The 17,707-nt window shown below is 66.6% G+C and carries 15 protein-coding genes, 3 pseudogenes and 1 other annotated feature; of the genes and pseudogenes, 8 read left to right on the forward strand and 10 right to left on the reverse strand.

Annotation, left to right across the window (positions count from 1 at the left end; genetic code table 11):
- Window positions 1-35 precede the first annotated feature (35 nt).
- Together L0M17_RS12010 and L0M17_RS12015 are read left to right on the forward strand one after the other, a co-directional pair.
- Window positions 36-620 (forward strand): hypothetical protein, encoded by a 585-nt coding sequence (locus L0M17_RS12010; protein ID WP_241054198.1) that lies wholly within the window; start codon window positions 36-38, stop codon window positions 618-620.
- Window positions 621-940: 320 nt separating this feature from the next.
- A pseudogene (locus L0M17_RS12015) lies at window positions 941-1,882 on the forward strand (ISL3 family transposase); the annotation flags it as partial.
- Between the two features lie 41 nt (window positions 1,883-1,923).
- Here the strand turns inward: L0M17_RS12015 and L0M17_RS12020 are convergent.
- Complete coding sequence (locus tag L0M17_RS12020) at window positions 1,924-3,213, reverse strand: ISL3 family transposase (protein WP_241052686.1); 1,290 nt, start codon at window positions 3,211-3,213, stop codon at window positions 1,924-1,926.
- 109 nt (window positions 3,214-3,322) lie between these two features.
- Between L0M17_RS12020 and L0M17_RS12025 the strand changes: the two are divergent.
- Window positions 3,323-3,703: pseudogene (locus tag L0M17_RS12025) on the forward strand (transposase); the annotation flags it as partial.
- Window positions 3,704-3,923: 220 nt separating this feature from the next.
- Here the strand turns inward: L0M17_RS12025 and L0M17_RS12030 are convergent.
- A protein-coding gene (locus L0M17_RS12030; RefSeq protein ID WP_241052982.1) for an IS3 family transposase occupies window positions 3,924-5,143 on the reverse strand; the annotation gives its coding sequence in 2 pieces (ribosomal slippage) (window positions 3,924-4,864 and window positions 4,864-5,143; 1,221 coding nt in all).
- Window positions 4,752-4,865: a sequence feature (AL1L pseudoknot), on the reverse strand. (Overlaps the previous gene by 114 nt.)
- Between L0M17_RS12030 and L0M17_RS12035 the strand changes: the two genes are divergently transcribed.
- A complete protein-coding gene (locus tag L0M17_RS12035) occupies window positions 5,142-5,498 on the forward strand; it encodes an MFS transporter (RefSeq protein ID WP_241054199.1) in 357 nt (118 codons plus the stop codon). The two genes, L0M17_RS12030 and L0M17_RS12035, sit on opposite strands and share 2 nt — an antisense overlap.
- Window positions 5,499-5,736: 238 nt before the next feature.
- On the opposite strand, the gene istB is transcribed toward L0M17_RS12035, so the two are convergent.
- The 6 genes from istB to L0M17_RS12065 form a co-directional block, all read right to left on the reverse strand.
- Window positions 5,737-6,522 carry an IS21-like element helper ATPase IstB gene (istB, locus tag L0M17_RS12040; RefSeq protein ID WP_255731779.1) on the reverse strand — a complete coding sequence of 262 codons (786 nt, stop codon included), beginning with the start codon at window positions 6,520-6,522 and terminating at the stop codon, window positions 5,737-5,739.
- Between the two features lie 81 nt (window positions 6,523-6,603).
- The gene (gene istA / locus L0M17_RS12045; RefSeq protein ID WP_241053337.1) at window positions 6,604-8,127 is read right to left on the reverse strand and encodes an IS21 family transposase; all 1,524 of its coding nucleotides are present in this window, start codon (window positions 8,125-8,127) and stop codon (window positions 6,604-6,606) included.
- A gap of 1,123 nt (window positions 8,128-9,250) precedes the next feature.
- A complete protein-coding gene (locus L0M17_RS12050; RefSeq protein WP_241054200.1) occupies window positions 9,251-10,432 on the reverse strand; it encodes a tyrosine-type recombinase/integrase in 1,182 nt (393 codons plus the stop codon).
- A 4-nt stretch (window positions 10,433-10,436) separates the two neighbouring features.
- Window positions 10,437-10,643 (reverse strand): helix-turn-helix domain-containing protein, encoded by a 207-nt coding sequence (locus L0M17_RS12055; protein WP_241054201.1) that lies wholly within the window; start codon window positions 10,641-10,643, stop codon window positions 10,437-10,439.
- Window positions 10,644-11,079: 436 nt separating this feature from the next.
- Window positions 11,080-11,301: a KTSC domain-containing protein gene (locus tag L0M17_RS12060; RefSeq protein WP_241054202.1), complete on the reverse strand. Its 222-nt coding sequence runs from the start codon at window positions 11,299-11,301 to the stop codon at window positions 11,080-11,082.
- Window positions 11,298-12,623 (reverse strand): ATP-binding protein, encoded by a 1,326-nt coding sequence (locus L0M17_RS12065; protein ID WP_241054203.1) that lies wholly within the window; start codon window positions 12,621-12,623, stop codon window positions 11,298-11,300. Before L0M17_RS12065 ends, L0M17_RS12060 begins: the two co-directional genes overlap by 4 nt.
- Here L0M17_RS12065 and L0M17_RS22715 point away from each other — a divergent pair.
- A complete protein-coding gene (locus tag L0M17_RS22715; protein ID WP_241056531.1) occupies window positions 12,582-12,947 on the forward strand; it encodes a hypothetical protein in 366 nt (121 codons plus the stop codon). The two genes, L0M17_RS12065 and L0M17_RS22715, sit on opposite strands and share 42 nt — an antisense overlap.
- Window positions 12,948-13,053: 106 nt before the next feature.
- On the opposite strand, the gene L0M17_RS12075 is transcribed toward L0M17_RS22715, so the two are convergent.
- A complete protein-coding gene (locus tag L0M17_RS12075) occupies window positions 13,054-14,226 on the reverse strand; it encodes an SIR2 family protein (RefSeq protein ID WP_241054204.1) in 1,173 nt (390 codons plus the stop codon).
- 259 nt (window positions 14,227-14,485) lie between these two features.
- Between L0M17_RS12075 and L0M17_RS12080 the strand changes: the two genes are divergently transcribed.
- Window positions 14,486-14,749, forward strand: coding sequence for a hypothetical protein (locus L0M17_RS12080; protein WP_241054206.1), 264 nt, complete (start codon window positions 14,486-14,488; stop codon window positions 14,747-14,749).
- A 416-nt stretch (window positions 14,750-15,165) separates the two neighbouring features.
- Here the strand turns inward: L0M17_RS12080 and L0M17_RS12085 are convergent, their stop codons facing one another.
- Window positions 15,166-16,239 carry a YaaC family protein gene (locus L0M17_RS12085; RefSeq protein ID WP_241054208.1) on the reverse strand — a complete coding sequence of 358 codons (1,074 nt, stop codon included), beginning with the start codon at window positions 16,237-16,239 and terminating at the stop codon, window positions 15,166-15,168.
- A 166-nt stretch (window positions 16,240-16,405) separates the two neighbouring features.
- Between L0M17_RS12085 and L0M17_RS12090 the strand changes: the two are divergent.
- Window positions 16,406-16,575, forward strand: a pseudogene (locus L0M17_RS12090) (IS3-like element ISAar45 family transposase); the annotation flags it as partial.
- Between the two features lie 215 nt (window positions 16,576-16,790).
- Complete coding sequence (locus tag L0M17_RS12095) at window positions 16,791-17,429, forward strand: hypothetical protein (RefSeq protein WP_241054210.1); 639 nt, start codon at window positions 16,791-16,793, stop codon at window positions 17,427-17,429.
- The last annotated feature ends 278 nt before the right edge of the window (window positions 17,430-17,707 follow it).

Raw genomic sequence — 17,707 nt, forward strand, 5'->3', positions numbered from 1 at the left:
TGCACAACCGTTTCCTGCGTCGCTAGAATGAATTCGTGACGGGGAATGGGGAATCCGAGCATGCGCAGGTCACCGAATCCGAGCAGACAGAAAAATCGAAGATGAACTCCGCCGCGGCCGACGAATCGACGGATGAGCAATCCTCTGAGCCGGAGTACCCCGAGGATCAAATGAAGCTCATTCACGATGAGGTGAATAGAGCGCGCTTGGCTACAGTTTCTCGAATTTCGGGCTTCTACACGAGGGCTACCATCCTCGTTTCCGCCTCGGGCATTTACACCGCCTTGCAGGCGACAAAGCACGTGGACGTCCTCGGCATCGCCGGGATCGCACTCTTCCTTGCCGCAGCGTTGATCGGGATTTCTGCACTCTGGCCACGGTCACACCGGCCGGAAGCTGACATTGCAGCTAGCGTGGATGCACTCCTAGCTGGCCCTTCGCGCTATCGCGTCCAGGAAGCGATCATGCACGCGAACCGAGAAGCGCTAATCGACGACATGCAACTCGCCGAAAAGATCGGCAAGAGAGTGCGGTGGGGATACGCCGTGCTAGTCCTGGCGTGGGCCGTGAGCTCCGCCTCGGCCTTCATGACAGTCAGCTTCAATTGGAAAGGAGGATGATTGGGCAACAACGACAGCAAGAAGCCGAGCGACAAAGATGGACCTATCAAGCTGGCAATGACCAGAGTGACCAAGTCCCTCGAAGAAGCACGACGTGGAAACCACCACGGGGAGCCGTCGAAGCCTGCGCCGAAGCCGGCGCCGAAGCCGAAGCCTTCAGAGAAAGACTGATTCCCCCAATGGGCCGGCCGGGCACCCCCAGGCTTAAGGGGCTCTTCGCAGTTGAGGGTGTAGTCGGGGTGGGCGCGTCGTTGGCCGGGTAGGGGTCGAGGTCTTCCGATGATGGTGGTTCCTACGCCGCCCATCCGAAAGACCTCGACGTGTCCCACGGTACCTTCCTGGCTCCTGACCTTTCCACGTTCTGCCGGCTCGACGGGCTCGGCCTCGAAGCCGTCGGGCAGCGCCTCGGGCCGGACCGGGCCGTGCTGGAGTGCCGCGTCGTGGAGCCCGACGAGTGGTGCCATTCCTGCGGTGCGCAGGGCATCGCGCGCGGCACGGTCACGCGTCGGCTCGCCCACGAGCCGTTCGGCTGGCGGCCGACGACGCTGCTGGTGAGGGTGCGTCGCTACAAGTGCACGGGGTGCGGCCGCGTGTGGCGGCAGGACATCGCCAAGGCCGCGGAGCCGCGGGCGAAGATCTCCCGCGCAGGGCTGCGCTGGGCACTGGAAGGAATCGTGTGCCAGCACCTCACGGTCGCCCGCGTCGCGGGCGGCCTGGGAGTGTCCTGGCACACCGCGAACACCGCCGTCCTGGCCGAGGGGCACCGGGTGCTGATCGGCGATCCGTCCCGGTTCGACGGCGTGAAGGTCATCGGCGTCGATGAGCACGTCTGGCGGCACACCCGGCGCGGGGAGAAGTACGTCACCGTGGTCATCGACCTCACCCCGATCCGCGACGGCACCGGGCCCTCGCGGCTGCTGGACATGGTCGAGGGACGCTCCAAGCACGCGTTCAAGGCCTGGCTGGCTGCCCGGCCGAAGGCGTGGCGGGACGGGATCGAGGTCGTCGCGATGGACGGGTTCACCGGGTTCAAGACCGCAGCCGCCGAGGAGCTCCCGGACGCGGTCGAGGTCATGGACCCGTTCCACGTCGTCCGGCTGGCCGGCGAGGCCCTGGACCGGTGCCGCCAGCGGATCCAGCAGGAGACCCTCGGCCACCGCGGCCGCACCGGGGACCCGCTCTACGCCGCCCGCCGGACCCTGCACACCGGGCACGATCTCCTCACCGAGAAGCAGAGCGCACGGCTCGAAGCGCTCTTCGCGGCTCTTCGCGTTTCCGCGGGAATGGTCCTGCTGGGTGATTGTCACGCTGCTGTCTGAGCGGCGCTCCTGAGCAGGATACGGGATCGGTAGTTGTCCGGGTTCCGGAAGCCCCGTCCGGTTCGTTTGATGTTCTTGATCGCGGTGTTGTTCGCCTCGACCTTGGCCGTGGTCGCGCCGGTGGTGATGAGGACTTCGATCTCGTTCCACCAGCGCTTCACGGTGCGCAGGAGCCGTTTCGTCTCCACGGTCGGGGCGGCCTCGACGAGGCCCTCGAGGATCCGCAGGTGGTCCCGCGCCTCCTCGAGCGCCCCGGACGCGAGCAGGGTGCGGAGCTGCTCCTTGGCCTCCCAGGCGGCCTGCAGCTGCCCGGTCGGGTCGTCGGATTCGAAGACCGCCCGCAGTCGGGCCCTGCCGCGGCCGGAGAGGGTCTCGGCGCCGCGCAGGAGCAGGCGCCGGTTCGCCCACCCCGGGTCCACCGCCCTGCCGCGGCGGCCCTTGATCTCCTGGCTCAGCCGCTGCCTGGCCTCGGTGACGGCCTGGTTCGCCAGCTGGACGAGGTGGAACGCGTCGACCGACACCGCGGTGCGCGGAAGCCACATCCGCAGGGCCTTGCGGAACGCCGCCGACGGGTCGATCGCCACGACCTCCACCCCGAGGCGCCACGCCAGCGGCCGGGCGAACAGCCAGTCCCCGACACCGGTGCTGTCGCGGCCGTCCACGATGCCCAGCACCTGTCCGGTGTCCAGGTCAACGATCGTGGTCATCCACGGCTCGACCCGCACCCACGGCGATGCCTCGTCGGCCCGGTACCAGCGCACGGACCGGTACCTGTGCTCGTCGATCCCGAGCCTCTTCGGCGCGAGCAGGTCGACGTCCGGCAGCGTCGCCGCGGCGGCGTCCAGGGCGGTCTGGGCCAGCCACCACGAGACCCCGTGGGCCCGGGCAGCCTCGAGTGCGGCACGGCCCGAGCGGATCACGGCATCCACAAGCGCATGCAGGAGCCGGCGCGTGGACCGGGCCCGCCTGGGCACCTCGTCCGTGGCCTCGGTGAACGACCCACGCGGGCACGCCGGCTCGTCGCAGAACCAGCGCCGCTTGCGCCACAGCACCACGACAGCGCCGGCCAGGGGGACGTCGCGCAGCCGCTGGAGCCGTCGGTCCTTCACGCGGGCCGAGACGACCCCGCAGGCGGGACAGCCCGGCACCCCGGTGGACTCCACAGTGATCCGGCGGACGCCGAAGGCGGTGAGCGCGGCGGAGAGGACGCGGTATTCGGGCAGGTTGAAGATCACGGTGGCAGCACAGGGCTGCCCCGTCGTAGGCTCGATCAAGGCTCGTGGATCCTGTTCCGGACGAATGACTAGACACCACTCATCCAACAGGGCCACGAGCCCCTTCACGCCCTACGGCGCGAGCCCGATTCCCGCGGAAACGCGAAGAGCCCTCTTCGCCGCCGACGACCACGCCGAGGTCGAGGCGACCTGGGGCATCTACCAGCGCGTCATCGCCGCCTACCGCGACGAGGACCGGGCCCGCGGTCGGGCCCTGATGCGATCCGTGATCGACGCCCTCAGCACCGGCGTCCCGGCCGCGCTGACCGAGCTCATCACGCTCGGCCGCACGCTCAAGCGCCGCGCCGGGGACGTGCTCGCCTACTTCGACCGGCCCGGGACCTCCAACGGCCCCACCGAGGCGATCAACGGCCGGCTCGAGCACCTCCGCGGCTCCGCCCTCGGATTCCGCAACCTCACAAACTACATCGCCAGAGCACTGCTCGAAACCGGCGGATTCAGGCCCCAACTACACCCCCGATTGCGATGAGCCGCTTAAGGGGTTGCACGGCCGGCCCATTCGATCTTGAACGAAAGCCCTAAGGCTGCTTGGGGTCGGCCAGTACCGGCCGCAGCGCTTCCCTGGGCACCCAGCGCTCGATCACGACCGGGTCGGGTCGCCCTCAACGTCGACCACCCGACGGGCACCCCGGGAGGCGCAACCAGAAGATCTGGCAAGGTGTCAAGCCCCGTGTTTGATGGAGTACTTTTTAGTTGGTTTTCGTGGGTTCTGGCTGTTGGGCTGGTGCGGCATGGGCCGCTTCGTATTCGGCGGGGGGGACGTGGCCGAGCTCGCCGTGGAGGCGCCGGTGGTTGTACCAGTCGACCCATTCGGCCACGGCGATCTCGAGGTGGTTGATGTCGCGCCAGGGGCCTCTGTTGCGGACCAGCTCGGCCTTGAACAGGGAGTTCAGGGCCTCGGCCATGGCATTGTCGTAGCTGTCCCCACGCGAGCCGACGGAGGCGACCGCGTCGGCCTCGGCGAGGCGCTCGGTGTAGCGGATGGCCCGGTACTGGACCCCGCGGTCGGAGTGGTGGACCAGACCGGCCAGGTCGGCCCCGTCCCTGGTGCGGGCCCAGATGCCCATCTGCAGGGCGTCGAGGGCTAGTTCGGTGTAGAGGCTGGTGGAGACCTGCCAGCCCACGATCCGGCGGGCGAAGACGTCCAGGACGAACGCCGCGTAGACCCAGCCGGCGAAGGTGCGCACATACGTTATGTCCGCGACCCAGAGCCGGTTCGGCGCCTCCGCGGTGAACCGGCGCTCGACCAGGTCGGCGGGGCGGGCCGTCTCGGGGGCCGGACGTGTCGTGCGCGGGCCCTTGGCGCGGCTGATCCCGCGCAGGCCCTCGGCGCGCATGAGCCGCTCGACGGTGCAGCGCGCCACCGGGATGCCCTCACGGTTCAGGGCAGCATGGACCTTGCGGACCCCGTAGACGCCGTAGTTCTCCTCATGCACGGTGCGGATCTTCTCGGCCAGCCCGGCATCCCTCAGCGCCCTCGCGGAGGGCTGGCGGGTGCGGTGGGCGTAGTAGGTGCTCGGGGCGATCTGCAGGACGCGGCAGATCGGCTCGACCCCGTGCTCGTCGCGGTGCTCCTCGACGAAGGCGCACATCACCTCGACGGGCGGTCGAGCTCCGCCGCGAAGAAAGCCGAGGCCTGCTTCAGGATCGTGTTCGCCCGGCGCAGCTCGCGGTTCTCCCGCTCGAACTCGGCGATCCGGGCAGCGTCAGTGCTGGTCGTCCCCGGTCGCAGCCCCTCGTCGACCTCCGTCTCGCGCACCCACGTCCGCAGCGCCTCGGGATGGATCCCCAGCTGTTCCCCGATCCGCTTGTACGCCCCGACCCTGGTCGCGGGATCGGCGCGGGCCTCCAAGGCCATGCGCGTCGCGCGCTCCTTCAGTTCGGCCGGGTACTTCCGCGGTGCTGACATGAGAGAAATCCTTCCGGGTCATCGATCTCTCCATCAAACCCGGTGCGGTTCACGTCCAGGGCAACGCAACACCCTACCCGGACCCGTCGGGCCGTCGATCCTCGAATCGACCTACCCCAACGAACTCTTCCCCACCGCCCTCCGCGCCACCGCCGTCGGTCTCTGCACCGGCACCAGCCGGATCGGCGCGACCATCGGCGCCCCCGCAACGTCTCTCGCCCTGACCCACCTTGCTCCCCCGGGCACCATGTGGATCGCGGACGCGATCGCCTTCATCGGCGCGGCCATCGGGCTCTTCATGGCACCCGACACCAGCGGACAGGACCTGGAAGACTCAGCCTCCCTCACCCAATAGAAGTGAAGGTGCGCATGCGAGTTCCCCGTACGGATCTGTGCATGCGCACCTTCATGCGCCTTCTTGAGAGCAATCGACTGTCGACCGCCACGGAATTCCCCAGGGCTTTCGCCACGGAATTCCCCAGTGCCTGATGCGATGGTAGCCGGACGACGGCGTGAGCAGGGAGCCCTGAGAGTGCCTCGCTGACGGCTTTGGCGGCGCCTGTTTAGGGCAGGCGTTTCTGTCCTGTTCTGGGTCAGTGCGTGGCGGGTCGTCGCCGCGCCCGGTAGGAGCCGGCCTGGATGGTGATCTGGTAGGCGTTGTTGACGAGCCGGTCCAGGAGGGACTCGGCGACGACCTGGTTCGGGAACAGGGGGTACCACTCCTGGGGTGCCCGGTTGGTGGTGACGACGATGGAGCGGGCGGGGCGCTCGTTGACGATCTCGTAGAGGTCGTCGCCCTGGGCCGGGGTGAACTCGCGCATCGCGAAGTCGTCCAGGATCAGCAGGTCGGGCTTGGTGTAGGCGCGCAGGCGATGGGCCCAGCTCCCGTCCGCGTGCCCGCCGGCGAGGTCGGCCAGGACCCGGGAGGTGGCGGCGAACCGGACGGTGTGCCCGGCCCGGATGGCCTGGTGCCCGAACGCGGTGGCGATGTGGGTCTTGCCGGAGCCGACGGCGCCGCTGATGATCACGTGCTGGCCGGTGCGGACCCATTCGGCGTTGGCGAGGTCGCGGATCCGGGCGGCGGGGATGCCGGGGTCGGCGGTGAAGTCGAAGTTCTCGATCCTGCCGTCGGATTCGAACTTCGCGGCCCTGGTGCGCCGCTCCAATGCCGCGGAGTCGCGGCGGTTGATCTCGTCCAGGCACAGGGCCTGGAGGAAGTCCAGGAACCCGAGCTGGCCCTCGGCGGCTTGGGCGAGCCGGTTCTCGAGGGAGTCGAGCATCCCGGAGAGGCGCAGGGTGCGCAGGGAGGCGGCGAGCTGGGTGCGGTCGGCTCCCGCGGGGCTTGGAAGGGCCGGGGCGGTGCTGGGCGTGGTGGTCATGGTGGTTCTCCTCTTCGTCGTGATGGGCGCGCGCCCCCGGCCGGCACGCCGGCCGGGGGCATGCGTTCGCGTCTGCGGGGTTCAGCTGGCGGTGAAGGCGCCGGGGCCGCGGAGGTAGGCGCCGGCGCCGTTGTCGCCGTTGGAGCGCACGGGCAGGACGGTCACGCCTGCGGTCAGGAGGCCCCGGACGGTCTTCAGGGTCGGGTCCCCGGCCGCGATCGCCGCGGCGCAGGCGGTCTCCACCGCCTCGGGGCGGTGGGTGCCGGCGAGGCGGATGATGCCCTGCGCGGCGCGGATCCGGTGCACCGCCGGCTCCTCCAGCAGCCCCTCGACCAGGGCCGCGGCGGCAGGGCCGATCAGGGAAGAATTCTCCCGGCACCATGCCGCGTCCCGGGTGAAGAACCCTGCGGCCGCGGGCGGGTAGTCGGACAGGTCGGTCTGGCGTCCCTTGGCGATCCTGGGGTGGACCTTCGCGATCGCCCCGTCGAGGTGGAACTCGACCGTCGTGCCGCTCAGCCGCACGTCCAGGCGGGTCCCGACGAGCTGGTAGGGCACCGAGTAGAGCACCCCCTTGACCGAGGCGTGGCAGTCCGATCCGACCATGGCGGTGCGCCACTCGGCGGGCTCGAGCCTGCGGGGCGGCAGCGGGACCAGGGCCGGGCGCTCCACCGCGGCCAGGACCTCCCAGGACGTCTGCCCGGCCAGGGCCCTGGGCTTGTGGGCCCCGGCGACGTCGCGGCACCACCGCACGGCCTCGGCGCGCATCTGCGCCATCGAGGTGAAGGACCTGCCGGCCCAGAACGAGCCGCGCACGTACTGGACCATCCGCTCCACGTGCGGCTTGTCCTTGGGCCTGTTCCCCCTGGCCGGGTCCAGCAGGGTCCCGTAGTGCTCGGCCAGCTCGGCGTAGGCCCGGTTGAGCTTGGGGTCGTAGAGGTCGGGCCTGATGACCCCGGCCTTGAGGTTGTCCGAGGTGATCCGGCGCGGGACGCCCTCGAAGAGCTCGAACGCGGCCACGTGCGCGTTCGTCCACACCGTCTGGTCCATCCGGGTCGTGGGATAGACGAAGGGCAGCTTCGAGAACGGCAGCGTGAGCACGAACGCCCACACCCGGTGGCCCCTGCCGGTCTCCGGGTCGCGCCAGTGCCCGAGCATGCCATAGTCGACCTCGCCGAGCTCTCCCGGCGCGGACGGGGGCTTGAGCACCGTGGGCTTCCGCCCCGCCCGCCCGGCATCGGGCAGGGTCGCGGCCAGCCAGCGGTAGAACGAGCGCTGCGAGGCGTTCACCCCGTGCTCGTCCACGAGGCGCTGGTGGACCACGGCCCCGGCGACCCCGGCCTCCAGCTGCTCCCTGACCCACTCGATGCGGGCGTCGAACTCCGGCCAGGAGACCTGCCGCAGCCTCCCGTCCACCACCGTCGGGAACCAGCCCGCGACCATGTCCCGCCACTCCTCGGCGTTCAGCCCGAGCCCCGGGGACAGGCCCTCGGCCTCGGCCGGGGCAAGGTACTTCGCCACAGTCTTGCGGTCCATGCCCAACGACACTGCCAGCTCGCTCTTCGAGCGGCCCGCGTCCCAGTGCATGAACAGTTCGATCAGATCCATCGCTGCCACACTCCTACGCGCCAAACCACGAACCCCGCCTCCGGCCCGACCATCGGACCCGAGGCAAGGCTCTCGGACAAGGCACCGGCGGCGCGTGACGTCATCCCCATGGGAATTCCGTGGCGAACCACCGCTCAAGGTGGGGAAATCCGTGGCGAGAACCGACCTACGAGTGAGGAATTACGCGGCGGACGACACAATCGACTCCTGCGGGTTGGGTAGCCGACTGGTTCGCTTGCACCTCGGGTCGGCACAACGTCCGAGTTTCGAGCGGCTCGTGAACTCTCGCCGAGGAGTTGGCGAAGAGCCGTCGCAAGCCGCGGCAGCCGAAGGGGCCGTCAACCAATAGGGCGGCCGGTTCCAGGATCGGGCTGATGGCCTGACCTTTACCGGGCCCGGCGCCGGGCCGACCTCGGTTGCCGGGGAGAGTGTGTGCACCTGCCTGCTGGGAGGTGTCGCACCGATGCTCACAACGAGCCGCAGACGGAAGGGCCAGTACGGGTTCGCCCTGCTGGAATGGTCCGGTCCGAGGTCGCCGCGCGCTGGCAGAGGCGTCCCGGCTCACCAGCGCCGGCAAAAGCCCCGGTCAGGCGGTGGGGCCACGGTGGCCCCAGCGCCGGTGATTGAACGGGACGAAGCGGGAACAGGCCGCCGCGCCTATGGTTGCCGGCGAGACTCGAATGCTTCAGCGACCTGCAACGCCTGGAACCAGCGAGTCGAGCCGGTTCACCGACAGCGCGTAAAAGCCCAGGTCGCGCGGTGCCGCCACGGTAGCGGCACCGGCACCACCGGCCGAGAACGCACCTGAAGCATGCCCGCGCGCCGATCCGCTCGCGCCACAAGCGCGCGAAGGATGGTCGGAGTCTGGCCTCAGCGAAGTCATCCTCGCCGAGCCTTGAACCCGAAGGACTCGCACGACCTGACCACCCCCACCAGGAACGAGACGACACCACTGCATGCTCCATCACTATTGGAGAGCACAAGGCGCGATCCGCACAACCCTCCGGTCCGACGAGTCCACCGCGCAGTCCGACACGGTCCAGCTTCTCCCTCCCGGGCAGCGCCCCGGTCCCGCTGAGCTCCCATCGCCCACTGTGCCATGCCCGCAGCCGGCCGGCGAAGGTCACGCATCCTTCGCGAACGCGCGCCCGAGCATCTCGGCGGTGGCCGGGTTCACCATCTCGTTGCGGCGGATGTAGTGCGCGATGGTGATCTTCGGGTCGGTGTGGCCGAGCAGTTCGGCGGCGAGATCGACGCCGGCTTCCGCACTGATGGCAGTCGCGACAGTCCGACGGAACAGGTGCGGGGTGACCCCGGTGATCCCGGCGAGGTCCATCACATGGCGGAGCTGGCGTCGGACGTTGTTGGTCGTCAGCGGCGTTCCCTCCCTGCTGCAGAACAGCAGGGCATCTAGCGACGGGGCCTCCATCCGGACCAGCCGGCGCCGAACGGCCTCGGCGGCGAACGACGGGATCGCCACCGTCCGCCGCGACTTGGCCGTCTTCGGGTGATCCTGCCGCACGGTCGGCTCGCCCCGGTGACTGACGATGGTGCCGGCGATCCGGATCGAGGGCACGGCCCCGGTGACGTCGACGTCGCGTCGGCGGATGGCCAGGACCTCCCCGATCCGGGCGGAGGTGCCCAGCATGACCTCCACGATCGCCCCGAGCTGCCCGTCCGGCTTCGGCCCCGACGGCGAGCGCCCGGCCTCCCAGTCGGCGATCGCGGCCCGGATCGCATTCACTTCCACCGGGGTGAGCGCGTCCGGAGTCGACGCGGGCCGATACAGGCGGGAGACGTGGTCCATCGGGTTCCGCGGCAGCACCTCATGCCGGACCGCCAGGCCCAGGGCCAGGCGCAGGACAACGCGGGCCTGCTTGGCCCGGCCGTAGCTCTGCCTGGCGAGCTGCTTGAGGAAGTGGTCGCAGCGGGCCACGCCAATCTCCCGCAGGGTCAGGCTCCCGAAGACCGGCAGGACGAGCCTGCGCATGTTGCCCTCGTAGAGCTGCCGGGTGCGCCTGGAGAGCCGGCCCTCCAGGTCGAGGTCCTCGAGCCAGTACGCGACCAGGTCCCCGAACGGGCTGTCCGCGGTGAGCTTGGAGGAGGAGGGCTGGAAGAGGCTCCGCTCGGAGAGCTTGGCCTTCAGCGCGCGTTCGGCGGCCCCGCGGGTCGCCCCGGTGGCCTGCACGAGGCGGGTCCTGCCGTCCCAGCCGCGGTAGCGGGCCCGGGCGACGCTGCGGCCGCCGGGGGCGGGCAGGTAGCCGATCTCCCCGAAGGTACCGATTGCCAGGCGCTGGCGGCTCACCTGGTCACCTCCCGCCCGCCGGCGGCGGCGGCCCGGGCTCGCGCTGGCCTTCGATCCAGACGCGCACATCGGAGACGGCGAACTTCAGGTGCTTGCCGAAGCGGTAGGCGCGCGGGCCCAAGCCCCGCGTACGCCAGTCGTAGACCGTGGAGACCGGCACGCCCAGGTACGCTGCGAGCTCGCCGACATCCAGCAGGGGTTCCAGCCCCAAAGGGGTGCCTGCAGCACTGTGCTCTGTGTCCATGCCGGACAGGTGCGCCGCGCTGCCCCGCAGGGACCGGAGCCAACCGCAGCGTTCGCGGGGCGGCCGGAGAACGGCGGAGCCGGAGAGCCGCGGAGAGCCCAATTCGATGGGTTTTCGATGACCGGATCAAATCTCACCAACTGAAAAGTCCCGGAAACCCTTGAGTTCCCGGGACTTCGTGGTCGGGCTGACAGGATTTGAACCTGCGACCCCTTGACCCCCAGGCGTCAGAAACCCTGAGCAGAAGGAAAATCCGCGTGGTTTCCGCCGGTCAGATCATCCAGAGCACGTCACGAGATGAATGGTTTGTATGATTTTGGTCCCCTTCTGGTCCCCCGTCTTGTACAGGCACAAAGCCTGGCACACTGGGCCTCGACGTGTGCCTGGGGCGCTGAGGACGGACCTAACTCGCCCAAGGGCCGTTCGGCTTCGCATTGAGGACGGCCGCGATGTATTGACCTCGGGATTGCCCATCAGCGGTGAACTCATCCCAGGTGGTCTGTGGACATGCGGAGTAGGCCCATTCGACTCCGTTCGGGAAGCGGACAAGGATGGTCTCGCTCTCAGGCAGGTATGCCTCAGCGACGATTCGAGACGATCCGTCCACGGGCTGCCAGTCGATCATGTTTCCTCCATGTTGTAGATTCCTCGCCACGACGCGATCGCCGCTGCCACGTTCGGTGGGCTGCCTGGTTGGCGCCAAGACTCAAGAGAGGGGTCGTGTGCATTCGGGAAGGGCGTTGGGGCGTCCACCAGAGCGCGCGCTGGCAAGCTAATCGCCTCACCGGTGACGATCGCCTCGCCGGTTCGTAGTGCCGGCAGCACAGTGGCCAGTCCGGATACGCTGTCGGGCAACGCGGCTCTAATCTTCGCCTGATCTGCTGAGTTGCTGAGCCTCAACGCTATAAGAGTTCCTGCTTGTGCGAGCGCAGTGTCGGGAAGCTCGGAAGGTCGTTGAGTCACAAGTACCAACCCCACGCCATACTTGCGGCCCTCTCGAGCGATGCGATTCGCTGCGTTGCTGGCCATGTGCGCGGCGGCCGGCCCGAGGTAGCGATGTGCTTCCTCTAGGACGATGAGCACAGGGCGGGAGCGGCCAATACCGGTCCCGCCAGCAGGGGTGCGAACCGCTGTTTCAAATATCAGTGTGAGAATGACGCCGATCGCCAGCTCGCTGGCTTCGTCGGGAACTCCGCTGAAGTCGAGGATGGAGACTGGTCTTTCGCGTCCTAGCCAGTTGGCGACCTCGTCGATGAGGGGATCTTCTCCCTGCGGATCGCCTACTGGTTCCTGAAGGAAGGAGCGGCGTGGATCCAGGAGCCCAAGACGAAGCAGCTCCGGGACAGCACCATAGGTGCCGTGGATCGGGCTCTTGAACGGGGGCGCACTCGCGGGACCATACGGCGCAAACTTCTTAGGGGTTAGCGTCTGCGGGTCGCCCTCGCTTTCCGCGACTGCTGTTGCCGGGTCAGTCTTGACCTGTCGAACTTCGTTGTTTTCGGCGTCGAGCTGATGCCATACCTTGCGGAGATCAAAAGGGATCGGGGTGTCAGCAGTGACCGATGCGGAGTCGAGTGCGAGCCAGTCGGCTTCGGTGGCGAAGGCGCGTCGTTCCTGAGTGACTAGTTCACGGAAGCGACTTTGAGCTGTGCCTCCCCCATGTGTTCCTGCAAAGGCATGGAGGATGTCGAGCGCTGGCAAAGCCCAATAGGGCACGCGGATGCCGCGGTCTCCACTGTCGAGTACGGAACGAATGGATGCGTGGCCGCTGAGCGCCTCGGCGTACTCCCCATGGGGATCGATGACGACGATGTTGGCTGCGTCCCAGCCTCCTCGGGCAAACCCTTGGAGAAGTGAAGCCACGCAGCTCGTCTTGCCAGCGCCGGTCGAGCCGACGATTGCCGCGTGTCGGGTGACGAATCGGCTGGCTTCAAGGCATACCGGCACTTCTTCAGCAGCCGCGAGTCTGCCGAAGCGCAGAGATCGATCGCTAGGCGATGGGAACAGCGCGTGGAGGTCGTCGGGCGTGGCGAAGTGGACAGGATCATCGAGACCAGGGTAGGTCCCTATGCCTCGCTGGAAGTGTCCGGTGCCTCGATCTATCTCACCGAGCAGCTCGATCTGAAGCCATCGCTCGCCGACTTGAACGGTACCTACCGGCTTAGTAGCTCCGCTCAGTTCAGCGATACCGAGCAGGCTGACCTGTCCGATGAGGTCAACGAGCCCTTGGGGGATTCGCACGATCGAGCCGACTTGACCTATGCGCTGTAAGCGACCGCGATAGATTGGTGCTGCTCCGGCGAGGTCGGGGTCGAGAGCTACTGTGACCTGCGCTCCGAGGACATGTCTGACCCGTCCTATGCAAGTTGGATCCTGTTCACCCATTCGATTCCACCGCTTTCGCAAGCAAATCTGCGAGACGCGATTCCAGCTCCCCGCGTGGTGGGGAACTCCGTGCCAGGAAACGAGTGAAGAACTCGAAGTCACCCAGTAAGAATGCGTCGTCCTTCCACACATCGTCGGGGATCGATTCAGGCGTTTTCCAGGGTTGTCGGATACCTCCCAGGATTGCCTCGCTGCGCGTGACGACCTGGACGTTTGGCGTCGTGGCCGCGAGTGTCGCGACTTCGTCGGGAATCGTGGAATAGCAGAAAGCGATGAACTCAGAGCGCGGCCGTCGACGAGCCGCATTGAAGATCGTCTCGTTCAGGTGTTGATCGCCGAACGCGTAGCCAGTGATCAAGGTAAGAGTCTCGGGCTCATCAAGTGCATGCCGTAGCCGGTCCTGGAGCACGAGGAATGGCACCCGTCGCGACTCATCGTACTTCGCGTCCGAAGGATAGATCGCAGCCGGGTGGTCATCCGGCGCTGGCGTTCCGAGGCGCACGACGGTGGGACTTTCGTCCTCGCTCCAGACCCAATGCACTGATCCGTGGAGCTTCCACAGACGGACGAGGAAGGACGGAAGTGAAGCGCCCGCTGACTGGACACCGCGCTCCGTGTCTCCGACGCCTTCAACGAGATCCCCGCGGAACTGGGCGCGCAAGGTGCCTACGAATCCATCAAAGTAAGGGACGCCAAGTGCCTCAAGCCCGGATTCGGCGAGCAGGTCGTAGTTGACCGTGAAAAGCTCGATGGGCCGGTGATAGTCCGCTCTGGCTGCCCACGACGCAAGCCGCCACATCGGCTCATGCGTAACTTCTCCGGACATGAGCCTATCGATAATTAGCCGACAAATCTCGATATCCAGGGCGCCCGCCTGCGCCCCAGTCAGCCCGTCGACCGTGTCCTCGCCTCCTTCAAGCAACGTCGCAATGCGGCGTAGCCTGCTGAGCACTTGCTCCAGATTCCGACCCGTCGCAAGGCGCTCAAAAGCGGCCAACTCATCGGCCGTCAAGGAACCCCGGACATGCTCAGTCAGTCCGGCCACGTCAGGGAGGCCACAAGCTTTCGACGCACCGGCGCCGAGGAACAGGCACACATGACGCGAACGGGAGGCAAGCTTCTCGCTCAACCCGTTCACGAACCCCATGACATCGTGTGCCCGCATGATCCATAGACTACGGTGGCAGCTCGCCCGTCGACGCTGAAGTGGCACCGTGTCTCCGACAGGTCAGCGGACCCACCTGCGCCTTCGGCTAGGCTTCCCCTCGACCCCTCCTCCTCGCGCGAGGCCTTACTGCCGATCTACAGCGTCGGGATGGTGCTCCTCGAAGTCGATGGTCCCGCCGGTCTCTCCCAGAGCGTGGTTTCGCCCGCACACTAACGACCGCGATCCAGAAGCGCTCGACCACCACGGGGATGCGCTCGTGGAGGACGGGAGTGAACTCGTCCCAGCCATGGTCGTCGCCAACGTCCTTCATCGCCTGCTGGTAGAGAGTTGCGTCCGCTGGGTCGGCGAGCGCGGCCTGTTCGATGTTCTGCCACGCGTTGTCGGGACTGATCGGCTGAGGATCATCACCGAGTTTGTCGAGATAATAGAAGCTTCCAAGGGCCCGTACGTGTCGAGCGCTTCGATGATCGGCACCATGACAGGGTCGTTGTCGACAGCGGGCACCCCGCGAACGTACTGACTGTTGTTCGCGGTACGCGCTCGCAACTCGTCCATGACCGCCTCGTGCATGGGAACGAGCCTGTGTCTTGCTCCTGCATCTCGGTCTTGATGGCCACATGTGGTCTCAGTCTATCGCGATGAGCCCGAGAGTGACTTTGTCGAGCTTCTCGACGCCGATCAACAGCACGGTGAGGATCGGGTCGCGGGTGGTATCGATGAACGCGCCAGCGCGGACCATATCCGTCGCGCAAGACCCAGGAGACGTGCTTGAGCGCACGATGGTGCGGAACTCTTTTGTTTTCGCTCGGACCCCACACCGCCGTCTGAAACGATCAACCAGATTGGACAACCGGTGCGGTCAGGTCGGCACCTGCGCCGCTCGCCGGCCTGACCTCTACGGATTTGGCTTACGCGTTCGACAGTTTCCACCGTTGGTCAAACATGCGGGATCATGGACCAGCTTATGGCCCTTAGTGCTAGCTCGGGAACGGCTCGGATGGCCTCCCGGAGGATGAACTCAATAGGGGCCGCATGCGGGTCACTCGATATTGAAGTCAGTTTCATCCACACGCCCGGGTAGTACCTTGCCAAACGGGAGAGGGGATAGAGCACGGCCCACCAGAGCATGAAAGGGTGGGCGGGCCGCCCACCCTCGTCGAGCGCCGGGTATACGTAGCGGGCTCCGTGGTAGATCTGGGCCCGCTGATCTGCTGGAGTCCTGGGGTCGTCCTCCCGGGGCTTGAAGGCGAGTGAAATCGACAAATAAGACCCATAGGAATCAGACTCTCCGCGAATGTATGGGACCCGCTGAAGCAGGCCTTGCGTATGCCAGCCGCTAAGCGTCGGATAATTCGCGAGGAATTCCCTGAGCCGCCTCCACTCTTCTTCTATGATCTCCCCCGGGACGCAATTCGGGTCTTCCACGTCCATCTGAAGATGCGTCGGCAGAAGATTCAGGCTGCCGGCTTCCTCTTCGTCCACCCGCCCAAGGAAGGAGCGGGCCGGCATGAAGTCGAGCCGGAGCAGACGTCCTGCGTAAGGTAGAGGGAATCTCTCGGAGTAGGGCAACAGCGCCCAGATGTCGCCCAACGGGACCGGCTCGACCATGGGGGACGCACCGAGAGCCTTGGCCACGACGGGAAACGCTCCGTTCTTCTCGGCGCGGATCATCAGCTTCGCGAGGCCTCCATTCGATGTAGCCCCCTGCAACTGCCGCCCATCGTCGATTCCGTGACCGCTGAGGGCATATTCATTGTTGGACAGCAACGGCGAGGATGCGGCTATGGCGCGGCCCAACTGGGAAAGCCCGTACAAAAGGATGATCGGCTGTGTGGCAGTGCCAACCACAGATGCAGCTGTGAACAGTTGTTCAGCCTGCTCGAGGGCTGCATCGAATGTAGCAAGTCGATCGCCCTTCTTCGCCGCCCCAGGCTTCTGTGAACGAAGCGCACGGAGTTCCTGCCAAATTTGGGCAATGGGCTCGGCACCCATCTCGGCAATCGAGATCATGCCGCCGAGAATACCGAGCTTCTTCGCGTTACGCTCAAATTGCCTTCCTGAGGGCGTCGTGCAGCGGCACCTCGTTCATTGAGGAACTGAAGCTTGGTTGCTGCGCGTCCGCTCAGGCTCACAACTGATCCAGTTCCGGTCGAAGGCGACCGACATGGTGTCGAAGTACGTCCTCGACACCCGCAGATGGGCCACCCCTGAGGCGAGCTCCGCGCCGCGATCATCACCTGGACCGAGCGCACCTACCACCGCTGGCGACGCCAGCGACGGCTCGGGCCGTTTGACCCGATCGAATACAAACCAATCAGAACCAAGACCGTCGCAAAAGTGGCATGACCGAAGAGTCAACTAAATCATCAGCAGTCCCGACTCGTCGGTCGCGGCGCTGCGCCCCGAGCAGCTGCCGGGGATCGCTGGGCGGTAACTCCAGTCCCCTGATGTAACCTCGCACCGCTCCCGTGCGGAGGCGACATCATGACCGCCCCGCGGCGGCGGGGTAGCGTCATCCAATAGGGAGAGCAGGGAGGTGGGTCACTTTGGAGGAAAGAGTAGTGACGACCGCCGAGGCAGTCGACACCGAACAGCCAGCGCCGACTGACCTCGATGCGACGTCACGCTCTGCGGAAGGACTTCCGGCCCCCGGGGATGTTGCCGCGCCCGACACGGATACCAAGGTACCGTCGGCCCAACTGCGACTCGTCCATGACGAGCTGAATCGGCAGCGAGACCTGACGCACAAGCGGCACGACTCGATGAGGACACGAGCCATCTTCTTGGCCGGGACGGCGGCGGCCGTACTTGCGGCGCAGTCGTCGAGACTTCAGAACTCAACGTTGGTGATGTATCACCTGACAGTGGGACGTCTCAGCATCACACCGATCCTTGCTTGGGCGCCTGCAGCTTTCACGTTGCTCGCCGTAGCCAGCGCATTGGTCGCAGCCTGCTATGGCCTCGTCTGCCTGCGCGCGGAATACGGCCCAGAGATCAACGCCACGCTGTTCGCGCAGAATGCGCTCGAGGTCGGCGTCGACGCCTATGCCGCCGAGTGGGCCCTCGTGGGAGACAAACTCGCGGTGCACAACGACGACAACCAACGACTTGAACAGCTCAGGAAGAAGTTCCATCGCGGCGGTACCTACCTCGTCGTATCGTGGGTTCTAGTAATACTTCAGTTCGGGACTACTCGTTAGGACGTGTAATGGGCAAAGAGCAGACTCCGCCGCCGCGGGTTCAGTTGCCGTCCCCGCCACCGCAACAACTGCCCACGAACATCAGCATGGTGGTCAAGGAGAGTGGAGTACCGCTCGAAACCCGCAGCGGCGGACAGCGGCAGCCGCCCGCTCAGAAGCAGGGATAGCCCGATCAAACTGCACGGCTACGGCTGTCCGTCAGAGTGTCACGACCTGGCCAAGCGAGTGGAGCGTGCGCATTGAAGTGCACTATCGCGCTCCCTGCCGCATGGTTCTTG

This window comes from Sinomonas terrae, assembly GCF_022539255.1.
GTDB lineage: Bacteria > Actinomycetota > Actinomycetes > Actinomycetales > Micrococcaceae > Sinomonas > Sinomonas terrae.